This window comes from Desulfotignum balticum DSM 7044 (genome assembly GCF_000421285.1).
Lineage (GTDB): Bacteria > Desulfobacterota > Desulfobacteria > Desulfobacterales > Desulfobacteraceae > Desulfotignum > Desulfotignum balticum.
Genome location: NZ_ATWO01000001.1, coordinates 1,713,659 through 1,738,190, shown reverse-complemented (window position 1 = coordinate 1,738,190; position 24,532 = coordinate 1,713,659). Strand labels below are relative to the sequence as shown.

At 46.1% G+C, this 24,532-nt stretch carries 27 protein-coding genes; 18 read left to right on the top strand and 9 right to left on the bottom strand.

Going from position 1 to position 24,532, the window contains the following annotated elements:
• Window positions 1–600: 600 nt before the first annotated feature.
• Genes K365_RS26460 through K365_RS0108775 form a run of 4 tightly spaced genes read left to right on the top strand, consistent with a single transcriptional unit; the run spans window position 601 to window position 3,898 of the window.
• Window positions 601–1,011 (top strand): helix-turn-helix domain-containing protein, encoded by a 411-nt coding sequence (locus tag K365_RS26460; protein ID WP_024334286.1) that lies wholly within the window; start codon window positions 601–603, stop codon window positions 1,009–1,011.
• Entirely contained in the window at window positions 1,004–1,918 is a 915-nt protein-coding gene (locus K365_RS0108785) for a tyrosine-type recombinase/integrase (RefSeq protein ID WP_024334285.1), read from the top strand. The genes K365_RS26460 and K365_RS0108785 overlap by 8 nt, the downstream gene beginning before the upstream one ends.
• A complete protein-coding gene (locus K365_RS29070; protein ID WP_024334284.1) occupies window positions 1,905–2,888 on the top strand; it encodes a tyrosine-type recombinase/integrase in 984 nt (327 codons plus the stop codon). The genes K365_RS0108785 and K365_RS29070 overlap by 14 nt, the downstream gene beginning before the upstream one ends.
• Window positions 2,879–3,898 carry a tyrosine-type recombinase/integrase gene (locus K365_RS0108775; RefSeq protein ID WP_024334283.1) on the top strand — a complete coding sequence of 340 codons (1,020 nt, stop codon included), beginning with the start codon at window positions 2,879–2,881 and terminating at the stop codon, window positions 3,896–3,898. Before K365_RS29070 ends, K365_RS0108775 begins: the two co-directional genes overlap by 10 nt.
• 797 nt (window positions 3,899–4,695) lie before the next feature.
• On the opposite strand, the gene K365_RS0108760 is transcribed toward K365_RS0108775, so the two are convergent.
• Entirely contained in the window at window positions 4,696–5,652 is a 957-nt protein-coding gene (locus tag K365_RS0108760; RefSeq protein WP_211221112.1) for a DMT family transporter, read from the bottom strand.
• Between the two features lie 183 nt (window positions 5,653–5,835).
• On the opposite strand from K365_RS0108760, the gene K365_RS0108755 reads away from it, so the two are divergent.
• Together K365_RS0108755 and K365_RS0108750 are read left to right on the top strand one after the other, a co-directional pair.
• Entirely contained in the window at window positions 5,836–6,687 is an 852-nt protein-coding gene (locus K365_RS0108755) for a bifunctional helix-turn-helix domain-containing protein/methylated-DNA--[protein]-cysteine S-methyltransferase (protein ID WP_029725083.1), read from the top strand.
• Between the two features lie 262 nt (window positions 6,688–6,949).
• Window positions 6,950–7,348: a VOC family protein gene (locus tag K365_RS0108750; protein ID WP_024334280.1), complete on the top strand. Its 399-nt coding sequence runs from the start codon at window positions 6,950–6,952 to the stop codon at window positions 7,346–7,348.
• A 454-nt stretch (window positions 7,349–7,802) separates the two neighbouring features.
• Here the strand turns inward: K365_RS0108750 and K365_RS0108745 are convergent, their stop codons facing one another.
• A complete protein-coding gene (locus K365_RS0108745) occupies window positions 7,803–9,518 on the bottom strand; it encodes an IS1634 family transposase (RefSeq protein ID WP_024334279.1) in 1,716 nt (571 codons plus the stop codon).
• 199 nt (window positions 9,519–9,717) lie between these two features.
• Here K365_RS0108745 and K365_RS0108740 point away from each other — a divergent pair, with 199 nt between their 5' ends.
• The 7 genes from K365_RS0108740 to K365_RS0108705 all read left to right on the top strand — a co-directional run bounded on the left by K365_RS0108740 (window position 9,718) and on the right by K365_RS0108705 (window position 13,355).
• Complete coding sequence (locus tag K365_RS0108740) at window positions 9,718–9,942, top strand: type II toxin-antitoxin system HicB family antitoxin (RefSeq protein ID WP_024334278.1); 225 nt, start codon at window positions 9,718–9,720, stop codon at window positions 9,940–9,942.
• A 239-nt stretch (window positions 9,943–10,181) separates the two neighbouring features.
• Window positions 10,182–10,916 carry a DUF3047 domain-containing protein gene (locus K365_RS0108730; RefSeq protein WP_024334277.1) on the top strand — a complete coding sequence of 245 codons (735 nt, stop codon included), beginning with the start codon at window positions 10,182–10,184 and terminating at the stop codon, window positions 10,914–10,916.
• 64 nt (window positions 10,917–10,980) lie between these two features.
• Entirely contained in the window at window positions 10,981–11,265 is a 285-nt protein-coding gene (locus K365_RS28405) for a hypothetical protein (RefSeq protein ID WP_211221111.1), read from the top strand.
• Window positions 11,262–11,585 carry a hypothetical protein gene (locus K365_RS28400; RefSeq protein WP_024334275.1) on the top strand — a complete coding sequence of 108 codons (324 nt, stop codon included), beginning with the start codon at window positions 11,262–11,264 and terminating at the stop codon, window positions 11,583–11,585. The genes K365_RS28405 and K365_RS28400 overlap by 4 nt, the downstream gene beginning before the upstream one ends.
• Window positions 11,586–11,705: 120 nt before the next feature.
• Entirely contained in the window at window positions 11,706–11,987 is a 282-nt protein-coding gene (locus K365_RS0108715) for a type II toxin-antitoxin system Phd/YefM family antitoxin (RefSeq protein WP_024334274.1), read from the top strand.
• On the top strand, window positions 11,984–12,310 hold the full coding sequence (locus K365_RS0108710; protein WP_024334273.1) for a type II toxin-antitoxin system RelE/ParE family toxin: 327 nt from the start codon (window positions 11,984–11,986) through the stop codon (window positions 12,308–12,310). Before K365_RS0108715 ends, K365_RS0108710 begins: the two co-directional genes overlap by 4 nt.
• Window positions 12,311–12,389: 79 nt before the next feature.
• Window positions 12,390–13,355: a P1 family peptidase gene (locus K365_RS0108705; protein WP_024334272.1), complete on the top strand. Its 966-nt coding sequence runs from the start codon at window positions 12,390–12,392 to the stop codon at window positions 13,353–13,355.
• 54 nt (window positions 13,356–13,409) lie between these two features.
• Here the strand turns inward: K365_RS0108705 and mgtE are convergent, their stop codons facing one another.
• From mgtE to K365_RS0108685, 4 genes are all read right to left on the bottom strand, one after another.
• Window positions 13,410–14,807 carry a magnesium transporter gene (mgtE, locus tag K365_RS0108700; protein WP_024334271.1) on the bottom strand — a complete coding sequence of 466 codons (1,398 nt, stop codon included), beginning with the start codon at window positions 14,805–14,807 and terminating at the stop codon, window positions 13,410–13,412.
• Window positions 14,808–15,167: 360 nt separating this feature from the next.
• The gene (gene cmoB, locus K365_RS0108695; RefSeq protein ID WP_024334270.1) at window positions 15,168–16,139 is read right to left on the bottom strand and encodes a tRNA 5-methoxyuridine(34)/uridine 5-oxyacetic acid(34) synthase CmoB; all 972 of its coding nucleotides are present in this window, start codon (window positions 16,137–16,139) and stop codon (window positions 15,168–15,170) included.
• A 17-nt stretch (window positions 16,140–16,156) separates the two neighbouring features.
• Window positions 16,157–16,915 (bottom strand): carboxy-S-adenosyl-L-methionine synthase CmoA, encoded by a 759-nt coding sequence (gene cmoA / locus K365_RS0108690; RefSeq protein ID WP_024334269.1) that lies wholly within the window; start codon window positions 16,913–16,915, stop codon window positions 16,157–16,159.
• Between the two features lie 92 nt (window positions 16,916–17,007).
• Window positions 17,008–17,799 (bottom strand): diguanylate cyclase domain-containing protein, encoded by a 792-nt coding sequence (locus K365_RS0108685; RefSeq protein ID WP_024334268.1) that lies wholly within the window; start codon window positions 17,797–17,799, stop codon window positions 17,008–17,010.
• Window positions 17,800–17,967: 168 nt separating this feature from the next.
• Between K365_RS0108685 and K365_RS26455 the strand changes: the two genes are divergently transcribed.
• The 5 genes from K365_RS26455 (at window position 17,968) to K365_RS0108660 (ending at window position 21,134) form a co-directional block, all read left to right on the top strand.
• Window positions 17,968–18,411, top strand: a complete 444-nt coding sequence (locus tag K365_RS26455) for a hypothetical protein (protein WP_024334267.1) — start codon at window positions 17,968–17,970, stop codon at window positions 18,409–18,411.
• 80 nt (window positions 18,412–18,491) lie between these two features.
• Entirely contained in the window at window positions 18,492–18,830 is a 339-nt protein-coding gene (locus K365_RS0108675; RefSeq protein WP_024334266.1) for a hypothetical protein, read from the top strand.
• The gene (gene istA / locus K365_RS0108670) at window positions 18,827–20,296 is read left to right on the top strand and encodes an IS21 family transposase (RefSeq protein ID WP_024334265.1); all 1,470 of its coding nucleotides are present in this window, start codon (window positions 18,827–18,829) and stop codon (window positions 20,294–20,296) included. Before K365_RS0108675 ends, istA begins: the two co-directional genes overlap by 4 nt.
• Window positions 20,297–20,392: 96 nt before the next feature.
• Entirely contained in the window at window positions 20,393–20,596 is a 204-nt protein-coding gene (locus tag K365_RS27215; protein WP_024334264.1) for a hypothetical protein, read from the top strand.
• Window positions 20,577–21,134, top strand: a complete 558-nt coding sequence (locus K365_RS0108660) for an ATP-binding protein (RefSeq protein WP_084489787.1) — start codon at window positions 20,577–20,579, stop codon at window positions 21,132–21,134. Before K365_RS27215 ends, K365_RS0108660 begins: the two co-directional genes overlap by 20 nt.
• Window positions 21,135–21,196: 62 nt before the next feature.
• Here the strand turns inward: K365_RS0108660 and K365_RS0108655 are convergent, their stop codons facing one another.
• The 3 genes from K365_RS0108655 to K365_RS26450 are packed head-to-tail and all read right to left on the bottom strand — an operon-like array spanning window position 21,197 to window position 24,399.
• Window positions 21,197–22,213: a site-specific integrase gene (locus tag K365_RS0108655; protein WP_024334262.1), complete on the bottom strand. Its 1,017-nt coding sequence runs from the start codon at window positions 22,211–22,213 to the stop codon at window positions 21,197–21,199.
• Entirely contained in the window at window positions 22,200–23,189 is a 990-nt protein-coding gene (locus K365_RS0108650; RefSeq protein ID WP_024334261.1) for a tyrosine-type recombinase/integrase, read from the bottom strand. Before K365_RS0108650 ends, K365_RS0108655 begins: the two co-directional genes overlap by 14 nt.
• Window positions 23,179–24,399, bottom strand: a complete 1,221-nt coding sequence (locus tag K365_RS26450; protein WP_024334260.1) for a site-specific integrase — start codon at window positions 24,397–24,399, stop codon at window positions 23,179–23,181. The genes K365_RS0108650 and K365_RS26450 overlap by 11 nt, the downstream gene beginning before the upstream one ends.
• Between the last annotated feature and the right edge of the window lie 133 nt (window positions 24,400–24,532).

The following is a 24,532-nucleotide window of genomic DNA, read 5'->3' as shown; positions in this document are numbered from 1 at the left end:
CGTTTAATTCAAAAAAGATTATCAAATCTTTCTTTTTATTCGTATAATTCAAGGTCAACATCATAGAAAAGCCTGGAGCGCCAACTCCAGGCTTTGATTGTGAACTTCGGCAGATAGCCGGAAAGCCCACACAAACTATTTTCTTTCTACACCATCTTCCGTCTGTCTGCAAGACCGGAGGATGTCTTGAATTGAATTTAATCGTAATTACATGTCGTTGGTGTGATTTCCCCTTTTGTTTTTGTCGGGCGTGCTGGAGAGGCCATGCCTACTGTAGTGATTCTTGTCGTAAAGCCGGGAACCTCAAGAATAGAAGAGAAGCCCAGAGAAGATATCGGCAGACGGATAAAGGAAAAAAACAACACCGGGAAGCAGAAAACCGTCGCCGATACCGTCAAATTGTTTCTATTTCAAAAAAGATGGATGATACACCTTCAACACAGCTGCCGGTCTGGTGTACGACAATAATAATGTGGACCCGGCATCTTTATTTTGGCCTTCAAATCAAACCATATTGCAGATCTTGCGGTGTTTTGGGTCAACTTGTCACAGAATTTCCCAGGCGGGGGTATGGGTAATTGACCAATCGGGAGGTGCGGCATGATAAAAAAACAAATCCTGAACGATTCAAGGGTGCGGTGTATCAAAGGAGGGTTCAGTTTTATTCCCCATCGGTTTCTTTCGGGTGGTTTCTGGCAGGCATTGAGCCCTGATGAGCTTTTGTTGTACTTTTTTCTGGTCCTGGCCAGTGACCGAAACGGGCTGAGTTTTTACAGCTACGATAAAATATGTACCTTGCTTAAAATGCCATTGAGTCAATACATTTGTGCCCGGGACGAGCTGCTGAAAAAGGATTTGATTGCCTTTGACGGCACAATTTATCAGGTACTTTCATTACCGGTTAAATCCATACCGGTCCCTGCAAAAAAGCCACCTTCCTGCAAAACCGGTCAAACGGAATCGGTTGGAAAAATTCTGAACAAATTGATCATGGAGACGAACCATGGCTGAACTGACACCAGAAAAGCCAATTGCCGATGATATGGATCGGGTATGCCGGGAATATCTGGATTATTTTTTAAAAATTCACCAAAGCGGCCCGACACAGATTGACTCTATAACAATGGTCATTAAAGCCTTTGGAACCTATCTGCAAAAATCAGGGATAGAACTGATCCGCATCAACATAGAACATGTAGATGAATTTTTGGCGATGTTCAATGCATCGTATGCAAAAGCCACCCAGCGCCTTTACCGATCTTTTTTGAGGTGTTTTTTACGCTATCTGTATAACGAACGTAATTTGATCAGGCGAAATCTGGCCGACCTTTTGATCAGTCCGCCAATGTATGCCAGAGCCAAGCCACCGCAATTCTTAAGACCCGGTGAAGTTCGTCAGCTGTTTAATCGTTTACCCCGCACCACGGCTTGTGAACTCCGTACGTATGCCCAGGTTCACCTGGCTTATTATCTTGGATTACGCCCCATTGAAATCAGTCGGATCACTCTGGATGACATCTCTTTTAGAAAAGGCTTACTGGAATTGAAAAACAGGAAGAACAACCGTCCCCTTCAACTGCCGATTCCCGAGGATACACTAAAGGCAATAACCGCCTATATCGTTGGAGGCCGTCCCAAAAGCCACGATAGGTCTGTTTTTTTAATTTTCTGGCCGGAACCCAAGCCCATGAGCGCCAATCTAACCGGATTTTATTTGACAAAGGCCCTGCGGGATGCAGGGCTTCCAGGCACAGCTTATTGGCTGCGGCATACCTTTGCACAAAACATGCTGGAAGCAGGTGCTGGCATTTTTGAAATCAAAGAAATGATGGGACATGAAAGTATCGAATCAACGAACAATTATTTAAGTGTCCACGTAGCATTGATGCGGAGGATATTGTTTGATGAAACCGTTTGAAAGTTTTTTGAACAATGAACTGGAAAACTTTATTGTCTATCGAAAAGGGCTGGGTTACAAGGAAAAGTTAATCAGATCCCGACTTGTGATCTTTGATAAATATGTAAAAAAACAGGCCGACCCCTCAAGTGTTTGGAACCCTGATTTTTATTTGGCCTTCAGAAAAGAAGTTGGAGAAGAACCGTCTACTGTAAACATCACCCTGTCTGCTGTTCGATGCTTTTTTGAGTATCTGAAGCGGAAGGACCCTCTTCTCAACAATCCGTTAAAGGACGTTCCCAACCTTCAACGGCGGCCGTTTGTCCCTTTTGTCTTTTCACCGGAACAGGTTGATATGTTACTGGATGTGATTTGCGGGCGGATCAGGCGGCACACACAAAGGGTTTTTCTAAAAGATTTCAGTGAATATCTGGTGATACTGCTTCTGGCTCGCTGCGGACTGAGGATCAGCGAACCCCTGCGTTTGAAGCTGGCGGATTATCGGCCGGATGAAAAAACAATTTATATTGAGAAAACCAAATTCAGTAAAGACCGTTTGATCCCGATACCCCTATCTGTTGCAAGACAAATTGACAATTACCTGTCTTGCCGTGCTGCTCTGATTGAACATGATATCAATCCCTACCTGTTTATAGGAGGCCTGCAAAAGAGGCTTGGAGACCAGCGTATTCGTGTTGTCTTCCACAGTGCCGTGCAGCAAATCGGCATCGACAGCCCCAGGAAAGTCATTGGCGATACCACTTTTGGAAAACCTACTCCGCACAGTCTCCGGCATTCTTTTGCCATCTACACGCTGAAGTCTGCCATTGCCCGGAAACAGACTTCCCAGAATGTGCTGCCGGTACTTGCCGCTTATATGGGTCATGTGAAATATCAATACACGATGGAATATCTGAGAGTGGTGGATGCGGAAAGCAGGACACGTCTTCTCAATTTTGCCGATATCCTGAGAAAAAAATCATGCGACTGACCAGTTGTATAATTAAATTTTTCGATCAATACCTGCCTCAGATCAAAGGATGCAGCCCCAATACGATAAAAAGCTACCGGGATACTTTTTCTTTGTTTTTACCATTTGCCGCCCGGTATCACAGAATAAAAACAGGGTCTCTGGAATTTGAGCATCTGACAACGGATTTGATTTTAAGTTTTCTCAACCAGCTGGAATCCGATCGTTCCAACACTGCCAAGACACGAAATCAGCGGCTGGGTGTCTTGAAGTCCTTTGCCAAAATGATCCGTTTCATCTCTCCTGAATTACAGAAGCAGGCGGATGCGATCCTTGCCATACCCCAGAAACGCAGCCAGCGAAAGTTGATCGGATTTTTGTATCCCCAGGAAATCAACAAAATCTTCACTGCGGTCAAGCTTGAGAAGAAAGACGGGTTCCGGAATTATACCCTTTTACATCTCTTGTATGATACCGGAGCCAGGGCAACAGAAATCGCCACACTTCAGCTGGATTATTTTGATTACGAAAACAAAATCCTGGCTGTCCTCGGCAAGGGGAACAGATACCGGCAGATTGAACTGCTTCCGAAAACGACCGAACTCGTTCATCAGTACATTGCAGAATACCGCAGCCGTCCCTCGCCTGTTTTTAAAAAGAGTTTGTTCATCAACCAAAGAGGATCTGCACTGACACGCCATGGTATCAACCGCATCTGCAAGCGGTGCCTTGAACAGGCTTTACCTTCCAAACGGCTGTCTCTCATGCATCCTGTTCATAGCTTCCGGCACTCATGCGCCGTCCGGATGGTATCGGAAGGCAAACCCCTGTCTGAAATCAAAAATCGTCTGGGACATGCCAATGTTCAATCTACAATGGTCTATCTGCAACTGGACCTGAATCAGAAGAGACAAATACAGGAAGATTTTATCCACTTCACACGGCAGCAACTTAAATCCGATCCCAAAATAGATGAACTGATCCAATGGGAAAACAAACAAAATGTCCTTGAATGTAAAGTGTTACATTAATATCCCAAAAATCCGGTCAAAAATCCCAATTTGGAGTGCCTAAGTGAAAAAAAGCAAGGTATGGGAAAATGATAAGATTAATTGATGAATTTGAGCAGGTTGAAACCAAACAGCAGGAACCGCTGCATGCCTTTATCCTCCTCCCCCCTTTCGGGGGGGATAAGAGGGGGGGATTCTCAATATACATGGCCTAAAAAAAATGATGAAATTGTAAAGTGGGATTTGGTAAAAAAGCGTGAGAACATTTTTCCTCTACAAATCAGCATGTTACCATCTGTTTTTTAGCGCGCTTCTGCACCTCACAAATCCCACTAAAAAATGTATAAGGTCCATTCTCAAATTTTCTGAAAAAAGGCCTGATTTTGGCAAAAGATTGTGACATTTTGTTGGGATGCGAAAGTGACAATCTACACTTGAATGGCTGGACAGCCTTTGAGAATACTCAAGGGTGGTCGAAGGCACCCTGAAGTAGGGGCAGGAGTCAATTGTTATGTTGCATATTTTTTTACAAAGTTGTAGTATCCTTGACAACTTGTTGTATTTAATGGGGATATTTATTTGCATGCCCAATATTGGAAAACGCCCGGTTATCAAAGCTCAGGGGCAACTCGCAACATAATTGCAATATCTGCAAGAGTTAGCTTGCCCTAATAGTGACACTGGAAGATCAAATCATAGGGGGCTAAATATCATTTTTGAACCCCACAATTATACCATAAGTACACACAATTCAAAGCTAACGGGAATTTGCCTATTATCAATTCCCGATGTCTCTTTGTACAGTACAAGGATAAAATTTAAATTTTATAATACCAAACTGTTTTTTTTTTGAATTTTTTAAGCAATCTTCCATCTATTGTAATTAGTCCTAAAAAAATTATTCCCATACCAACAAACACTTCCCATCCAAGCTGTTCTCCAAGCACCATCACACCAAGAGCTATTGCACTAATAGGAATTAAAAACGTCACCAATAAAAGATTGGTTGGGCCTGCTGTTGCCAATACATGAAAATAGATGATGTAAGCTAAAGAAGTGCTGATTGCTGCAAGTCCCAAAATGGACATTATCGTCATTGCGCCTGGTGCTAAATTCCATGGCTGATCAAAATACAAGGTTAAAGGAATCATCATTATTGTTGATCCACACAACATTCCGGTCGCGACAACAATCGGATTCATATTTTTAAATCGACGTCCATATATGGCAGCGAAAGCATAGGAAACCGCAGCACAAAGGACTGCAATTTGTCCGAAAACCTCTAAGCCGAAGCCCCTTAGAGATTCTATTCCTATCAGAACAGAAACACCAATCCAACCTAAAACGATTCCTGAAATTCTGTTTAGTGTTAGCTTTTCTTCTCGTGTAAAAAAGTGGGCGAGGACAACACTAAAAATAGGCGTTGTTGCATTTAATATACTTGCAAGGCCACTCTCGATATGGGTTTGACCCCAGACAATCAAGCAAAATGGAATCAGGTTATTTAAAGCTCCCATTACAAGGAATGAACCCCAAATGCTCAGAGACAAGGGCATGCGCTTTCCTTTAAAATATACAATGACCAAGAGTATCACAGAAGCCAGAGCAACTCTGCCCAAGACGATTGTCAACGGAGGTAATTCTTTTACCGCTACCCCAACAAAGAAAAACGATCCACCCCATATTATAGATAAAATAAAAATTAGAACCCATTCTTTAATACTCATAACTCTGTTTACTGATTCAGCCGATTGTGTTTTCTCCGTGGTCTCCATTTTTTCTCCTATCATGTGGTTATATGTAATTTATCATCATTAGTTCTCTTCTTTTGCTTAAACAATAACCCATGATTTAATTATCAACGACCCGAATATTGCTGAATTTTTAAGCAATATTCGGGTGTCCATCAGACATTAATTGAAATATAATATTAGAACAATTAGGAGGATAAAATTGATATGTATGATTATTCACAACAAACAGATGATTATAAAAGGATAGAAAAAGCCATTCATTTCATTGAAGACAATTTTAAATCTCAACCAACACTTGATGAAATTGCCGACAGTGTCCATTTAAGCAAATATCATTTTAACCGTATATTCAAACGTTGGGCGGGAATCGGGCCCGGTCAGTTCTTACAATTTATTACTTTGGATTACACTAAAAAAAGGTTGGCAGATTCAAAAAGCCTTCTTGATACTTCGTTAGAATCCGGTCTTTCAGGACCAAGTCGATTGCATGATTTGTTTGTGACATTTGATGCGATGACGCCTGGCGATTTCAAGAAACAGGGAACTGGATTAAATATTGATTATGGTTTTTGTGCATCCCCTTTTGGAGAGTGTTTGATGGCAATAACCCAAAGAGGGATATGTCATCTTGGCTTCGTTCAAAAAGACAATAAATCAGGTGCTCTCCATCAGCTTTTTGAAGCATGGCCTGGTGCAGTGTTCAGTGAAAACTCCAAATCAATTGGTCCTTTTTTAAATCAAATATTCAATCTAAATAAGACCAAAAAATCCCGCCCATTCAACCTTTTAATCAAAGGCACAAATTTTCAAATTAATGTATGGAAAGCTTTATTGCAGATACCCAGCGGTAATTTAGTGAGCTATCAAAATATTGCTGAATATATTGGCCATCCAAAAGCATTTCGAGCAGTTGCGAGTGCCATTGCTATTAATCCGGTTGCCTACTTGATACCATGCCATAGAGTTATTTCTAAATCGGGTAAAATTCATCAATATCGGTGGGGCTCTTCAAGGAAAAAAGCTATTGTTGGATGGGAGGCTGCAAAAAGAGCATGAGTTGACTATGTCTATTATTGCTGTCCAAATCTGATTTGCAAAAAAGTAAGGACTGGCAGATGTAATGTGGGGTGGAGACGGAGTTGCAGATAAATTATCCAAAACAAAAATTTTCTGAGACTGAAAAAATTTATGATACCGAAAGTATTCAAAACCTGCTATGGTCGATTTGTTCAGGAACGATGGTTGTTACAAGCTTAATTAGCGAAAGCCATTAAAACCGCATCAAAGCTGAGCATTGAGTGTAACTTAGGGATAAAATATGAAGCCGAAAATCAGCATTATAACATTGGCGGTCTCAGATATAGAACGATCTACTACCTTCTACCGAGACGGACTAAGGCTGCCGACCTATGGAAACTTTCCTGGAATCACCTTCTTCGCGCTATCCAGTACATGGCTGGCACTGTATCCCCATGATCAACTGGCAGACGATGCCAAGGTCAATCCACAAGGAAGCGGTTTCCGAGGATTCACTCTGGCACATAATGTTTCATCGAAAGAGGAGGTGGATCGAGTGATGGAAGAGGCGAGGAAGGCCGGGGCTTTGTTGCAGAAACCTGCCAAAGACATGGAATGGGGCGGTTATTCTGGTTATTTCTCAGATCCAGATGGATTTCTCTGGGAAGTGGCATGGAATCCTCATTTCGATCTGACCTAATATAAAAGCACCTGACAAGACACCTCGCAAAAATTCGGACAATGAACAGTACATTCAACAATAAATTATAGGCACCGCCTTTTCGTAAACGATTCCCTGAAGCTTGGCTTCAGACCTAAGGTCTCCATCCTGGCATTGATATGCCCGGTTCATTTCTTCTCTTTTGCCCAGGATGGTATCAGGCCGGTCAAATTGTATGCATCAACGTCCATGTGAGCAAGGCAAATCAAGATAAAATGGTGGCTCTTGTCGAAAAAATGGTAGAATCAGAAACTTAAAATGCATAATCGGGTAGCCGGGGGTTTTTAATCCCCCAGCCCCCACACCACCCCACAAGCTATCCACCCTGGGGAACACCGGTTGGCATTGCTTGAAGGCGGCCGTTGACCACAACAAAAAGACATATCGTGTTTTCATCCTTGAATATAATCCTGAAAGTCGGCTAAAGCGTACACTATTCGGTAACCACTCCCAAGTACTTCAAGAACAGTCTGTCTCTGGCCACTGATTCGGTGGACCATCGATAGCTGCCCATGGCAGTCTGTACCTTTGTGGTTTCAATGCAATCGAACCAATCCAAGATCTGAGCGAGAGAGCGTTGCGCAAGCCAGTTTTCCAATTTTTTTTCGAGATTGAGAAGTGATTTGGTTTTTCCGGATTCATTTTTCCCGAGCTTGGACTGTACTTCCTTTATTTTTTTCATCAGGAAACAATGATAGCCCAGCGAGATAAATTGTGTGAATTGTCTTCCGCGCAGATTGTCCGGGTACCATGTGCGCGGTCGCGCACCGTCGAATCTCCCTTTTTGCACGGCAAAGAGTTCTTCAATTTTTTCTCGCAGCCGATAGTTTTCAAGTGCCGTAAATGTGTCCATAGTCTGATTGCTGACCAGAGCGAAATAACCGAAGTACCTCTTTGCTTCGGTAATGGCTTTATCATTGAAGCCCACCTTAAGCTGCCCCCCACGCCCCTTTTTGGAACAGGTCAGGTACTTGTCTATTTTCTTTTGCGCAGATGGCGTGAACTCGGTTTCTCCTCCTTGTATTTGCGCCTTCAGTTCAAGCAGATCCTTACGGAAGGCGAGTTCTTTCTTGGCTTCGTTGTCCGGAGAATAGTAAACATGCACATACAGGCGGCGCGAGAACGTTTCTTTCTCACCTGCAACTTTCCTGTTGCGTGATCGCTGGCGTGTCCGGCTGAACTGGTGCATTCTGAGCGAAGTTGCTCCGCAGATTGACGGGTCGAAAGGACAAGTGCTGGCCATACCCGCTATTGTTGCACGGAGCGTATCAATTGTCTCGCGGACCCATATAATATTCGGATCAACCAGCGTCAGAAATTTCACATTGCGCAAAGCGAATTCCATCATGTTTTTCTGGCTGTAGTAGCCGTTATCGGTGACGATCAGAGGTTTTTCCAGATTGAGACACTTGAGTTGTGTCAAAGTGTTTTCAATGGAGATCACATCCGGAATATTACCGGGTTGCTTAGAGAAGGCTATCGGTTCGCCAGCCTTGACGGAATATAAGGTCAAAAGCTTGATGGTGTTGAGTCCGTCGCCATCCTTGTTGAATCCCTGTCGTGCCTCCGACTGATTTTCAGAATAGGTCGAAATAGTGGTAGAGTCAAACGCCAGCATAGGAGACTTCCCCAGGTGTGCCGCCCGAGCTGAAAAATAGCGCTGAACGCCTTCCTCATTGCGACCAATATCCTTAAACAGGCTACCATAGACGTCCTCAGTGATCACTTCGCGATATGGAAGGGGGTGCATCACCTGCCAACTCTCAAGACGTGGCAGCGTGTTGCCACCGGAACCAATCCAGTAGCGCGCGATAGAAAGTATCTTTGCCGCATCACCCTCGCTGAATGAAGCACATACATCATTATCAATGCCGGAAACCTTGCCAACCCATTCCAGGATGTCCGTGAGGCCGGTATGCTGACGTGTTGCATCGACAAGGCCTCCTTCGCCTTTATGTTTTTTCGGACGAGTCGGCAAAATTTTGTGAGTTCCCGACTTGATTTTTCCTTTGAGTTTCTGACTGACCGTATAGGTCTTTCGGGTCTTTTCGTCGTAGGCTGTAACCCGTTCATAGACGTAAATATCCCCATTCGGACGCTTTTCACGCCGCTCACCGACGTGAGTTTTTCCTGTTATTGGTTTAGCCATGCATAAACCCCCTTTAAAGTGTGCGTATGTATATAATACAAACACGTTAAAAGAGCAAGAAAAAAGCATGACTTTTCAAACAATTAGAGCGTTTGGTGTTGTGTTCTTTATTTAAGGTGTGCGCTTTATCCGATTTTCAGGATATAATCTGACAAAGGGTATAATAGGGAAGGATTAACAATAACGAGTTGATTTTATTATGAAAAATTTAAAAATTGTGGTTGAAAAACATCCTGATACATATGTTGCATATCCTTTAGGGCTTAAGGGTATAGTGGTCGGCCAAGGTGATTCATATGAATCAGCATTATCCGATATTAAATCAGCAATACAATTTCACCTTGAAACATTTGGATCCGAGGCCTTTGAAATTGACCCTCCAATAATCGAAGCGTTCATTGCAGAAGCAGGAATTGCTGTCTAATGCCAAAGTTCCCGATCGATGCACCTATTCGAAAAGTGATTACATCTTTAGAGATTCTTGGCTTTTCTATGGTCCGAGAAGGAAACCATATTGCAATGGTAAGGGATAATTCAGATCCCGACAAATACCACAGGCAACCGCCAGTTGTACCTGCCCGTAGAAATTCAGAAAATGCTGGAGGGCTCGGGCAGAATCCGGAGACAGGAACCGCACCGGCATGCCATGGGAAAAGCGGTATAATGCGGTTTATTCCGGTTCTGGTAATGGTTTTGTTTCTGTGCATGGCCACTGTGACTGCATACACGGATCAACTGGTCATCGGTAATTTTTCCCGACTGGCACCCGGCGACAGCCTGCCGGACCCCTGGGAACCCATGACGTTTAAAAATATTGACCGCCAGACCAGCTATGCCCTGATACAAGACAATGGCCGGACCATCATCAGGGCGCACAGTCAAAACAGCGCCTCAGGCCTGATCCACCCGTTGCGGGTGAATCCCGAAGAATATCCTGTGATAAAATGGCGCTGGAAAATCGATCATGTCCTGGAAAACGGAGATGTTACCGCCAAACAGGGGGATGATTATGCTGCACGCATTTATGTGGCATTTGCCTTTGATACGGACAAGGCCGGATGGTGGGAGCGGACAAGGCACAAAAGTGCTTCGCTTTTTTCCGGCAAAGAGCTGCCCGGTACCGCCTTGAATTATATATGGGCCAACAGGGCGCCTGTTGAAACAATCGTACCCAATCCCTATGCAAAAGAAGCAAGAATGATTGTTTTACAAAGCGGTAACTCAGCCAGCGGGCGCTGGGTTACAGAAGAACGAAACATCCTGAAAGACTACGCAAAAGCTTTTGGACGAAACCCGCCTGAGATCATCGGTATCGGCATCATGACCGATACCGATGATACAGGAGGTGAAACCACCGGATATTACGGCGATATTACCCTTTTGCGCCTGCCTGATTAACCAGGTTCAGATGGCTGAACTCTTTGATAAAAATTCCGATACGATCGGTCTACATTTAGGGAAAATGCCAATACTGGCAAATTCCCTAAATGGTGATTTATCCCAGGGATTCACCGTGGCCCAGGTGGCTGAAAAGCACGGCTGGTCAGAGCCCCAGGTCTGGTCCCTGGCCCTGGAGGGCAAAACGGATCATGACCGGTTCAAGGCCCTTGGCTGGGGATTCCGGACCTGGTTATCTTTGATCCGCCCTACTTTGACAAAAAAGCCGGGGAGTATGCTGAAAAAAGCATTTCCGGTCTGTCCAGAACCGATTACCTGGCGTTTCTGGAGGCGTTTTTTGCACTGTTGAAACACCATGTCAAAAAAAAGACCCGGCTGGCGTTTATCAATGCGGACTGGCGGGATTTTCAGAACACCCCGGCAATGGATGAAACACACAAGGGCGGCATCCTCATCGACGATTACCTGGAGATCCTGAACAAAACGGGATGGTATCACACCCATATCATCCAGGCGCCCTTGTCGTCCCAGCGCTTTAGCGCCGGAGTCGTTTCCGCCATGCAGAAAAGAAACATCCTGGGGGTGACCAGCCGGTATGTGATCATCCTGAACCAGCAGGGATCGGCCATCATCAGCCCAAAAAGAATACCCAACCCGGATTTCATGTAGAGACTGTTCGCATTTTGATATTAGACGCTGGCCCGGCGTGATCGCCGGCCGCTCAGCTTATCGTTAAAACTTGACATTCGGTCCGAATGTGGTACTGTATTTGGACTGGAGGGAAAAATTATGAATATTACAAACGATATTAAGCCGGTTACTTATTTAAAATCACGGGCGGCTGATTTACTCAATCAAATTAATGAAACGCATCGGCCTGTTATAATAACCCAAAATGGTGAACCTCGAGCGGTACTTCAAGATCCTGAGAGTTACGAAAATATGCGTAATGCCATCGGTCTTTTAAAACTTATTTCAACAGGGGAAGCCGATATCAGGGAGGGACGAACAACGTCACAAGAAGATGTGTTCGATGAAATCGAAAGCGCACTAAAAGAAAGCGATAAATGAGCCAAAAATATCATATTAAATGGGCCGCTATTGCGCAAAGTGATTTGAAACAAATAATTGATTATATAGCGGTTGATAGCCCAGACAATGCGCTACAAATACTAAAAAAACTAAGACAAAAAGCGTCAAGCCTCTACACCCTGCCTGATCGAGGTGGAATTGTACCGGAGTTGAAAGATCAGGGTATACACATCTATCGAGAAATAATTGTTCCTCCCTGGCGCGTTATTTACAGAATATCAGCTGCAACTGTTTTTGTTTTATCCATTATAGATTCAAGGCGGAATGTTGAAGATATATTGCTGAATCGATTTGTCAAATAAAAGGGTTGCGTTCTTGAAGGCGGCTGTGGGTTGCCTTGCGCATACCAGCACCCAGAATCAATCATATAGGAGTATGAGTATGAAAGAGATTCAGATCAATGAGATCAAAGGATTTAAAATCGGTCATGCACAAAATCATGACGGGGGAACCGGGTGCACTGCCATTATTTGCGAGGCAGGTGCCTTTGCCGGGGCCGATGTCAGGGGAAGCGGGCCTGCCAGCAGGGAATCTGAACTGTTAAAGCCGTTGAGTATTGCCCAGCAGATTCATTGTGTCATGCTCAGCGGAGGCAGCGCCTATGGCCTTGCGGCCGGAGATGGGGCCATGCAATTTCTGGAAGAAAAAGGCGTGGGGTTTGATGTGGGGGTGGGGGTTGTGCCTTTGGTGTGCGGGGCGTCCCTTTTTGACCTGGTGGTGGGAGACCCCACATGCCGGCCAGATAAAAAAATGGGGTACAAAGCCTGTGAGGCGGCCGGAACAAAAGAGGTGGCCCAGGGCAATGTCGGGGCAGGTACAGGGGCCACAGTGGGTAAGTTTTTAGGAATGGACCGCATGATGAAAAGCGGACTTGGCACCTTTGCCCTTGAAATCGACACCGTACAATGCGGGGCCATAGTGGCCGTGAATGCCCTGGGTGATGTCATTGATTATGATACGGGCAGGCCCATCGCAGGCATACTTACAGAAGATAAAACGGCCTTGGCAAGCACCCGGGAAATTATGTACAAAGAGATTGCCCGGCAAAGGGATGTCTTTAGCGGCAATACAACCATCGGATGTATTCTTACCAATGCAAAGCTCACCAAGAACCAGGCCAATAAGCTGGCTGCTGTTGCACATAATGGATTTGCCAAGGCCATCAGCCCGGTCCATACTTCAGTGGACGGGGATACCATCTTTGTACTGGCCACAGGAGAGGTGGATGCAAACCTGGATGCCCTTGGGGTTTTATCTACCGAAGTCATGGCCCGGGCTATTAACGAGGCTGCAAGAAGCGCCCAACCCGCCTATGGATTAAAAACGGCTGCTGATTTTTTAGTTTAGCCTCCGTTGATGCCGCCGGCCTGGGCGGTTGATCAGCGCATTGTTATTTACCTGTCAGATGGCGGCGTGGTGAAGCCCCAGGTACCAGGTGGCAATGCCGAAATAGATGATGACCCCGCCGATGTCCGCCACAGACGTCACCAAAGGGGCGGACGCCGTGGCCGGGTCCAGTTTTAACCGGGTGAGCAGAAACGGCAGGGACATGCCCAGAAGACTGCCGAACAGCACCACGCATACCATGGCCATGGACACGATCACGGCCACATCCATCCCCCCCCGGAAAACCCCGATAAACGACACGGCCAAAGCCATGCATACGCCAATGGCCAGGGCAATGCCCACTTCCTTGCCCAGCAGCCGGAACCAGTCTTTCATCATGACATCGCCGATGGCCAGGGCCCGCACCATCAGGGTGGCGGACTGGGCACCGGCATTACCGCCGCTGCCGATGAGCAGGGGCAGAAAAAACACCAGGGCCACAGTGGCCTGGATGGTGTCTTCATAATAGGCAATCCCGGCCCCGGAAAAAATATTCATGAACACCAGGGCCAGCAGCCAGGGCAGCCGCTTCCGGATCAGCAGCCAGGGGGTGGCGTCCCGCAGACCGATGTCCACCAGGTCGTCCGCTCCGGAGCCTGAGCTGATGGAACCCATGCGGTGGAAGTCTTCGGTGGCTTCTTCTTCAATTACGTCATGGACATCGTCAAAGGTAATGATTCCCACAAGGGAGTCGTTGCCGTTGACCACGGGCATGGCCAGAAGATCGTATTTGGCCATCTGCCGGGCCACCTCTTCCTGGTCATCATGGACCCGGGCGAAGATGGGATCACGGCGCATGATTTTTTCAATTTTGGTCGTGGGCCGGGCCAGGATCAGTTCCCGCAGCGACACCAGGCCCAGCAGGCGCCGCCGGGAATCGATCACATAAGAGTAATAAATGGTTTCCTTGTTGGGCGCTTCCAGCCGGAGCTTGTCAATGGCCTGCAGGGCGGTGAGACCCGGTGACAGGGTGGCGTATTCACTGGTCATCAAAGCCCCGGCCGTGTCTTCTTCATAAGAGGACAGCCGTCTTATATCTTCCCGCTCGGTGGTGGCCAGCAGGCGCAATAGAATTGCGCTGCTTTCTTCGGGCATGGATTGCAGCAGGTCCACCCGGTCATCGGATGACATCCTTGTGATGGCCAGGGCCAGGACATCATTGGACAGCTCTTTGGCGATCTCCCGCTGATCCTCGTAATCCATATGCGTGAGCACATCGGCGCAGCATTCCGGTGACATATGTGAGAAAATTGTGACCAGCTGATCCAGGTCCAGGTCGGACAACTGGGAAGCCAGGTCTGCCGGGTGTTCAGATTCGCACAGATGTGCGAGCACCTTGTCATCGATATATTCAGGCGTGTCGCCCTGACCGGGCACAAACAGATTATCCGGCAATTTGAGGGAATCGTTCACAGCCCTGCCTCCTTTCAATCGGTCCGCCATCAAGACAGGCGAACCAGAAGGTCACGGCAAAAAGCGCGGAATCAGAACTCAGTGATTCTGAAGCAGACAGCCATGGCGTCTGTGCGTGTCATTGACAGCGGGGTATGATAAAAATGTCGTTTTCTTATGAAAATCACAGATATCGATAAGTGACAACTACCACCTTCGTCATCCATTTTCACATCCTCGTTATCAATTCGGTTAATAAGTCCCGGGAATCTGCGTATGGATCACGCATTCATATCCCTGCTAAAATCAAACATTAATTTATACAAAATACACGCATGATTGTCAAACAAAAATCGCTCTTCATCCAGGGGCAAAACCCTGTCAGGTGCGGGCCATGAACACGGCCCGCACGGGCCCCGGATACCCTTCCACCGTTTTTGCCGGATCACGGGGATCCAGAAAATCGCTCAAAGATTCCGTCTGAATCCAGTCGGTTTTGCGCTGCTCCGCCCGGGTGGTGGGGGTGACATCCAGGCACTGGATATCTTTGAATCCGGCCCGGACCAGCCAGGACGTCATGACTGCCAGATCCGGAATAAAATAGATATTTCGCATCTTGGCATACCGGTTTTCAGGAAACAGGCACACATGATTTTTTCCTTCCAGCACCAGGTTTTCCAGCACCAGGGTGCCGGCAGAAGGTTTCAAACAGTCGTGAATCTCTTTGAGCATGTCCAAAGGAGACCGGCGATGGTATAAAATCCCCATGCAGAACACCAGATCAAAAAACCCTGTCATCTGCGGCAGTTCTTCATGGGTGGCCGGCAGGCAGGCCACGTTTTTTTGATTCACATACTTCTGAACGGCCAGGTACTGGCAGAAAAATGCGCTCTGGGGTTCCAGACCCAGGACCAACTCAGGGTTGCGTGCAGCCATGCGAAACATGTAATACCCGTTGCTGGCGCCGATATCCAGGATGCGTTTCCCGGTCAGATCCGGCAGATGGGGAGCGACCCGGTCCCATTTCATGTCTGAGCGCCATTCCGCATCCACATGGACCCCGAACAGGTTGAACGGGCCTTTTCGCCAGGGACTGAGCTGTTTGAGCCGGGCTTCCAGCTGTTGCCGCTCCTCTCCGGAAATATCGGCGGGCGTTCCGGCACTCACGGCCGGGGTATCCAGACGGGTCATTGACACCACGGAATCCGGCAGGTGATTCACCACATTCAGGTATTTACGAAAATTTCCCTTGGGATGGGCCAGAAATGCCTGTTTTTCTTCAATGAGCCCGGCAATCTCATCCGTGTAGGGTGCCAGCGCTGCCAGCTGATATGGGGATAAAAAAAAACGCATGCTGTCACACAACCCCGTCACCTGTCCATGAAAACACCGGGTGTGCCTCCTTGTTTCACCGCCATGATGGCACTGAAGTTAAACCATTTGAGCCACACCTCCACCTGGCTGAACCCGGCCCGGTACAGGCGCTGGAAATGGGTGTCCAGAGAGTCGGGAATCAGCACTTTTTCCAGGGCATCTCTTTTCTGGCTGATCTCCAGGTCAGAATATCCGTTTTCCCGTTTGAACTGCTGGTAAACATCCAGTTGCAGGTGATGCAGGGCCGGTTCCGGGTGAACGGTTTTTTCCATGAGCAGCAGGATGCCGCCGGGCACCATCCCGGAAAATATTTGCTGAATCAGGTTCTCTCTTTTGGAAGGGTTCAGAAACTGTAACGTCAGGTTGATCACCACCACGGACGCATTTGTGATGCGGATATCTTCCATACGGCCACAGACCAGATGAATACATCGGCCCGGCTCGGGCGGCGCCAGCCGGTTTCTGTATTTTTCCAGCATGGGCCGGGAAGTATCCACCCCCACCAGGGTAAACGAAGTTTGCATGAACAATGCCTGGAGCCGGACCCCGAAATTGCCGTGGGAACAGCCCAGATCATAGATCCGGGTACGGGGCTGATAAAACCGCCGGGCCAGTTCCGCCTGGCGGCGGATGCTCTCCCGGTACAAAGGCACGGACCGGACCAGCATATCCTCAAACACCTCCGCGACTTCCCGGTTAAAGGAAAAAGGCTGAATCTGTCTGCGTTTTACGGCAAATACCCGGTCGCGTGTCATGGTGTCCCTGTGTCCTTTGCATCAAAAATCCACCCCCTTATATCTGATTTGATTCCGGAGTGCAAGACTGACAGGGGCCGGTCAATGGATAATCAAAAATTATTGTCCGGCGCATAAAAACGAATCGTATTTCTGCCCGAGTCTTTGGCGGCATACATTGCCGTGTCGGCATTCTTGATCAAATCTTCAGATGTACCTGCATCGGCGGGGAACAAAGCAATACCGACGGATGCTCCGACATGGAGCACTTCACCGAGAATTTCCATGGGCTCATTGATCGAGCGGACGACATGGGTGGCGATGGATGTAATTTTCTGTATTCCCTTCGGATTATTGAGAACAACGATGAACTCGTCGCCGCCCAGGCGGGCCACGATATCTGACTCGCGCACTAGCGCCAGAAGCCTTTTAGCAACCTCTTTTAAGAGATCATCGCCGACGTTGTGGCCATACTGGTCGTTGACAAGCTTGAATCCGTCAAGGTCCAGAAACAGCAGCGCCAGATTGCACGGTTCCCGGTCGGAATTGATCATTATCCGGTTGATCCGGTCCATCAGCAAAGTCCGATTCGGCAAGTCGGTCAAGGCATCGTGAAAAGCCAGGTGCTTTATGTGTTCATCTTTGCGCCGGAAAGCTGTAATGTCGCTGAATACGGATACATAGCGGTCAGGTTTGCCGTCCGCGTCGCGAACCATGCTGATGGTCATCCGTTCCAGGTAAAGGTCCCCGTCTTTACGACGGTTCCAAATTTCACCGTTCCATCGGCCCTTGGTTATTATCTGTTTCCACATGGCGGCATAAAATGCCCGGTCGTGCCGGTTGGATTGAAGCATGCGGGGATTCTGTCCCACGGCCTCCTCGGCTGTATAGCCGGTTATATCCATGAAGGCTGGGATCGGGGATTTAATTCCCAGCCATTTTCAGGGATTTTTTCCCAGCCAATTTCAAGGGTTGTGATCCAGCCACTGATATTTTAATTCCGTTAACCGATTTTATAATCATATATAATTCCCTCCATTTAATTCGCCTTGTAACCGTTACGTGGAGGGAGCATGGATCCTATTCCCTGTCTGGGCTGTGGCATTTTCTTTAAACCGCGAAACAAACTTCAGGGCTATTGCTCCCATCCAGACTGCCAGCGTGCCAGAAAGGCTTTATGGCAAAGGCAGAAGCTGGCAAATGACCCTGAATATGCACAAGGCCAGAAGCTGTCCAACAGCAAATGGCTGGCGACCAGACCGAACTACTGGAAAAACTATCGTTCCCAAAATTCGGAAAAAACTGCCAGAAACCGTGTTCTCCAGCGAATCAGGAACAGGGCAAAAGCTCGAACTGACAAGGGTCTGGATACGTCGCGTCATGTCGGTATTGCAAAGATGGACGCGAGAAAACCCTTGATAAACGGGCTTTCTGGTGAGTTCTGGCTGGTTCCGATGATTGCAAAGATGGACGCGGTAAAAATTTTTATCGCAGCCATACCGGGCGATCCCGGATAATTGCAAAGATGGACTCGAGGACAGGAGATATTTTTTTATGTTACACCCGGAGCAAAAAACTTTTTTGAAGGAGGGGTGTCATGATACGGAAAAAAATATTGTCTCCAGGTCGGATCCGCAGCATAGACAAAAGTTTTTGTTTTATTCCCCACCGGTTTCTGACAGGTGGCTTTTTACAATCATTGACCCGCCATGAACTGGCACTTTACGTGTTTCTGGTACTGGCATCAGACAAGCACGGGTTGTCGTTTTACAGTGATCGGAGCATCTGTTGCATTCTGGGCCTGGTGGAAGAGGATTATCTTTTTGCCAGAAGCAGCCTGATCCACAAAGACCTGATCACATATGACGGCACGTTGTTCCAGGTCCTTTCCCTGCCGGCAAATGCTCATAAAACATTGGGGAGGGCAGCCAGATGATAGACAAGCGGACCGTTTTTGAAATTCACCGGTTGAACAACATGCAGTTTTCCATCCGGCAGATTGCCAGGCAGCTTGGACTGGACAGGGGAAGCGTCAAAAAATATCTTGAACAACCGGATATCACCTGTCAAAAAAGACCGGGCCGGGTGTCAAAGCTGGATCCATACAGAGATCTGATTCGGGAGATGATAAATGACTATCCTCAGATAAAGGCACCGGTGGTGTTACAGCATATCCGGGTCAAAGGGTTTACCGGCGAAATCACCATCGTCCGGGATTATCTCAAACAGATAAGGCAGGACAAAAAACAGGCCTTTATCCGGTTTGAATCCCGGCCCGGTGAACAGTTCCAGATTGACTGGGGGCATTTTGGCAGCCTTACATATGGTAAAAGTTCAAGAAAGCTGTATGCCCTGGCAGTGATTGAGTCTCACAGCCGGATGCTTTTTGTGGTGTTCACCCACAGCCAGAACCAGGCAACCCTTCACCGGTGCCTGGTTGCTGCGTTTTTGTATTTTGGGGGCACACCCGGGGAACTGGTCGTGGACAATATGGTCACAGCCGTGATCGAGCGGGTGGGCAGTATGATCCGCTTCAACGAGGCCTTTCTGGATTTTTTGCGGCATTTTGGGATTACACCGAAGGCCTGCAATGTCAGAGCGCCCCATGAAAAAGGGAAGGTGGAAAACAGTATTCGGTATCTTCGCAACAACTTCTGGCCGTTAAGAAAGTTTGCAGATTTGGATGATGTGAACCACCAGGTGCTGGCATGGCTGGATACTACGGCCAACCAGAGGGTGCATCAGACGACCGGCGAAAAGCCGGCGGACCGGTTTGTCAAAGATGCCCTGAACCCGTTGCCGGACCCGCTGCCCGATTACCGGGAAACAGACAATCTCACGGTATACAAAGACTTCGGCGTCCGTTTTGATGCCAATGTATATACAGTCCCGCCCCGGCTGGTGGGGAAATCCGTCACCCTGAAAGCAGACAGTCGGACCGTATCCATCTACTACAAGGAAAAACAGGTGGCAACCCATACACGGAAATGGGAAAAAAATCTGCGTATCGATTTGCCGGCACACACGGAACAGGTCCGAAAACTCAGAAAACGCATATTGATGGACAGGCAGATAATGATTTTCATGTCCCTGGGCCAGGAAGCCGTGGATTATCTGGAAAAAATCACCGAAGCCTCACAACCGTTGAAAAAAACGGTGTCACATCTGCTGCAACTGCAGGACAAATACGGGGCATCATCGTTGATATACGCCCTCAGAAAGGCTCTGGCCCATAAGCTGTATGGATCTGAATACGTGGAAAACATCCTTCACCAGGAGATGACACCAGCCATCCACCATCGTCCAGTGGCCCTGAAAAACGAAGATCTGAATCAGATCCGGCTGCCACAGCCAAATTTGGCTGAATACGATGCACTGGCCCTTTCACGGAGAAAAAAATAGCCGAAATCGCCTGTATTTTTTGTAAAGCGTAGGACGATTATCTATAACCCTTGAACCGCAAGGATATCGGAACATTCTGTTTTAAAAGGTGGAGACATGCGCGGCGGATATAGAGGAAAACCAAAACCCAAACTGCCATCACATCTTTTGCGCGTTCATGTGAATGCCCGAATCCAGAAATGGATGCTCGATGAACTCAAACGCAGAGGTGAAGTCGGGATAATTTTGGAAGAGATATTGATTAAAGCAGGTTTTAAGTATCAACCCGAAAAAGGAAACCATGATGGAAGCCGTCATTGATAAGTTCAAATCACTTCGACTGAAAAACTGTGCACTGAACCTGCCCGCTGTTCTGGAGCAAAGTGCCCAGAAAAATCTGACTCCCCTCCAGGTCATTGACCGGCTGCTGGAGATTGAGATCGAAAACAGGAAAAAAGCCAGGATTGATCTGCGGTTCAAACAATCAAAACTGGAAGAAAAACCCACTATTGACCAATTTGATTTTGCCCATCATGGATCGCGCCAGAAGCAGAAAAGCCGGATATTGAACCTGCTGGATCTGGGATTTATCCAGGCGAAAAAAGACATTATTCTGATCGGCAATCCCGGGACTGGAAAGACTTTTTTATCCAAGTGCTTTGCGTATGCCGCCACCCAGACCGGGATAAAAACGCTTTTTACAACCGCCATGGACATGATCAATCAGCTGGTGGCAGCTGAAAATGATCACACCATGCTCAAAAAGCTTCAGTTCTATCAATCACAGGATCTTTTAGTTTGTGACGAATTATGTAAAGCTTTACATAATTCGTCTTATGACAAGTTAAATATTATGTGAAGTTGAATGCCAAATGTCTTTAAACAATAGCTTTTCAGGTTGTCCAGCTTTACATAAAAAATTCATATCACGGTTTTAAGCCATTCAAACAAATCTTCTTTTTCATCAGCCGAAAAATTTTCTTTTGGCAGTACTTTTGAACTTGCATTTTCAATGGCTTTCCTTTTCATTTCAGAATTGGATTTTGCGTATATTTCAGTAGTCGTAACTGAAGAATGTCCCAAAAAATCCCGTATATAAATCAAATTTACTCCGCTTTGCAGCAGGTGCATAGCCTTGCTGTGACGAAGGACATGCGGTGACATTTTATTTAAGACCGGGTTTTTGCTTTCTGTCGCAGCTTTTTTTGCATATTTATCCAGAATATAGGACAGTCCGGCTCTCGTAAGTTTCTCCCTCTTCTTGTTGAAAAACAAAGGGGTCTCCTCTTTTTTTTCATCAAGCAAACCGCAATCATCCATATATTTTTTTATGATGTTCATTGTTTGCGGCATCAGCGGTATGATCCTGGTTTTTTTCCCCTTGCCAGTCAGCCGAATTGTTGAAGGTGTTTTTAATCGTATATCAATTACTTTCAGGTCCGCAATTTCCTGAACTCTGGCGCCAGTGTCATACATAATTGCTATAACTGCCAAATCTCTACGTCCTTCCCGGCTGGTAATGTTCGGAATTGAAAGAAGCGTTTTGATACTATCTATCGATAGATAGTTTATTTCAACAGCCGGCACTTTTTTTGATCTTATTGCCAAGATTGAGCTGCATAGTTCCATGTATTCAGGCGATTTTAGCTGAATATATCTGAAAAAAGCATGTAAAGCGGCCAGCCGCAGGTTCCTTGTGGATATAGAGTCCTTTTTCTGAAGCTCCAACCATGACAGAAAGTCTTCTATCATATTCCTGTTTATTCGTATAAAATCCATTTTTTCCGGCCTTATGCCCAGTTCACTACGGCAGTATCTTAAGAAAATCACAAATGAATCCCTGTATGATTTGAGGGTGTTGTCGCTGTGTCCCGCTCTTGCCGGCAGGTATTTTAAAAACCAGGCAGACAGTTTGGTGGCAAAATCATTGGTTGTCATGATATACCTCCGGAAAAACATCTCTGTATAATGGAGCGATTGTGTCAATAACATTGCTGTATGCTTGTTCAGTCAGCCTCAGATATTTTTCTGTGCTTTCAATTGTGCGATGACCCATATACGCGCTTAATATTGGAAGAGCGCAATAAACATCTTGTCCTTCATCAATCATTTTTTCAAGAGCATGAACAGCATAGGTGTGCCTGACATCATGAACACGTGGGCCAACTGAACCTTCAGGGAATATGCCGGCAATTTTCATGAACTTTTTAAACCTAACATACACAGGTGTTCTGTGGTACATGCCGCCATCTCTGGATGGGAAAAAATATCCTTCCCCTGACATGTCAAACCCCATATCTTCAGCATAACCTTTACAAACGTCAGTAAGCGACCATGACATTGGGACTAATCTGCTCATGCCGTTCTTTGCTTTGATTACCGTCAAAATACCATTTGTAAGATCGACTTCTGATTTTTTCAGTGCCAGTGCTTCACTTATTCTCAGACCGCATCCGTAAAGTATGCGAAACAACATTGGGTAAATCATGTGGTAGCATCTGCTTTGTGGTAAGTATGGCAGTTGATCCACAACATCCATAATCCGCTTTATCTCATCATGAGTAAAAATATATGGAGTGAATGTTTTTGGCAGCGGTATCAGTTCGTTTGGGTACAAATAAAAATCAAATCCCTTTCTGTTCATGAACAGGGCAAACTGCCTAATAATGGATTTTCTCATATGTTGTGTTCTGCTGGATTCTTCGTCTCGGCGGGATACAAAATCTTCAGCCATCTTCTTTGTTAAAACAGGAGAAGAAAGATCGTACCGTTTAAAACAATCATCCATGTGTCTTAGCAGATAAAAAGAAGATACACCAAAGCAGAATCCCAACGATCTTTTGTAATCGGCATACTGAGGACAGTAATCTTTGAAGGGGCCTGTAAATACAAATCTCTTTTCTTTATTTTCCATCAGGAGCCTCCAGTGCAACTGTACGGAGCTGCTGAATGTCGATTCGAAGATAAAACTTTGTTGTGCTTGTGCTTTTGTGTCCCAAAATCCCGGCTATGACAGGATACGGAGTACTGCCCTGTAAAAGACAGCTTGCGATGCTGTGCCTCATTGAATGCAGTCCATGTTTCCTGTTATTCAATGCAATGTCGGCCATCGTCATATGTTTATTAATAACATGATAAAAAGAATTATTTTCTGCGAATGGCTGAAATGGCGCCCTATGCCTCACAAAAATATGTGGATCATCTACTTTTGGACGGCTGTTCTTCATGTAGTCAGCCAAGGCGTATTTGAATTCTTCTGTCAGCGGCAGTTGGAGAAGATTATTCGTTTTCTGCTGGATCAGTTCAATTGTGTTTCGGTCCAATTTTATATTTTCCAGCTTAAGCTGACGGATATCGCCGGCACGCAGTCCGAGCTGAATAGCTGAAAGTAGGACCAGATAATCCCTGCGACCGAACTCAGAATCCCTGTCAACCTGACAGAGAATCGCATTCATTTCATCTGCAGAATAGTATGAGGGAAGCCTTTCGAGTTTGTTTGTAAAAATCGTATGAAACAGATCATTCAAAGGTTCTCTGACATATTCCTTTGAATATAGGAACAGCAGAAAATCTCTCAAAGCAAACATGATCCCTGATTTGGAGTTAGACCTGTATTCTTTCAGAGTATGAAGATAGGACAGAATTTCATATGAGGTGAGACTTCTGATATCAGCAATCCCCTGAATATCAAGATAATTCAGGAACCGAACCAGAATAATCTTTTTCCCAAGGACTGTTTTTCTTGAAATCCCCTTTTCAAACTGCAGTTTTTTATATTTTTCCAGAATAACAAGAAATTGTTGAGGGGCCGGTATCCCAGGTTTCTGGCGGCACCTTGGAAAACAGCCATGTTGCAGTATTCCATCTAAAAGATCAACTGCTCTTGCTTTAAAAACCTGATTGGCGGAAAGCTTGCTTCCTGTTTGAATGCCGTAACAATCTTTCAGGAAGGCTTCTCCTATTTCTTTTGAAAAATAGAGTTGATTTTGCTGTTGCGCATAAACCAGGAACTGTTTCCATTTGCCGATGTAACGATGCTTTGTGCTTTCTGCATAACATAGCAGATCAAGTTGTTTTTTTGCCCTGTCAACCAATTCTATTAATAAAATAGCTTTGCGATCCATATCTTACCTCCTTTGTTTTGGATCACCACTATTTTATTGATAGAATATTATGTAAAGCTAAATATGGATAACGGCTTAAACGGCGGCCTCTTTTATCCTCAACTTCACATAATATTTAACTTGTCATAAGACG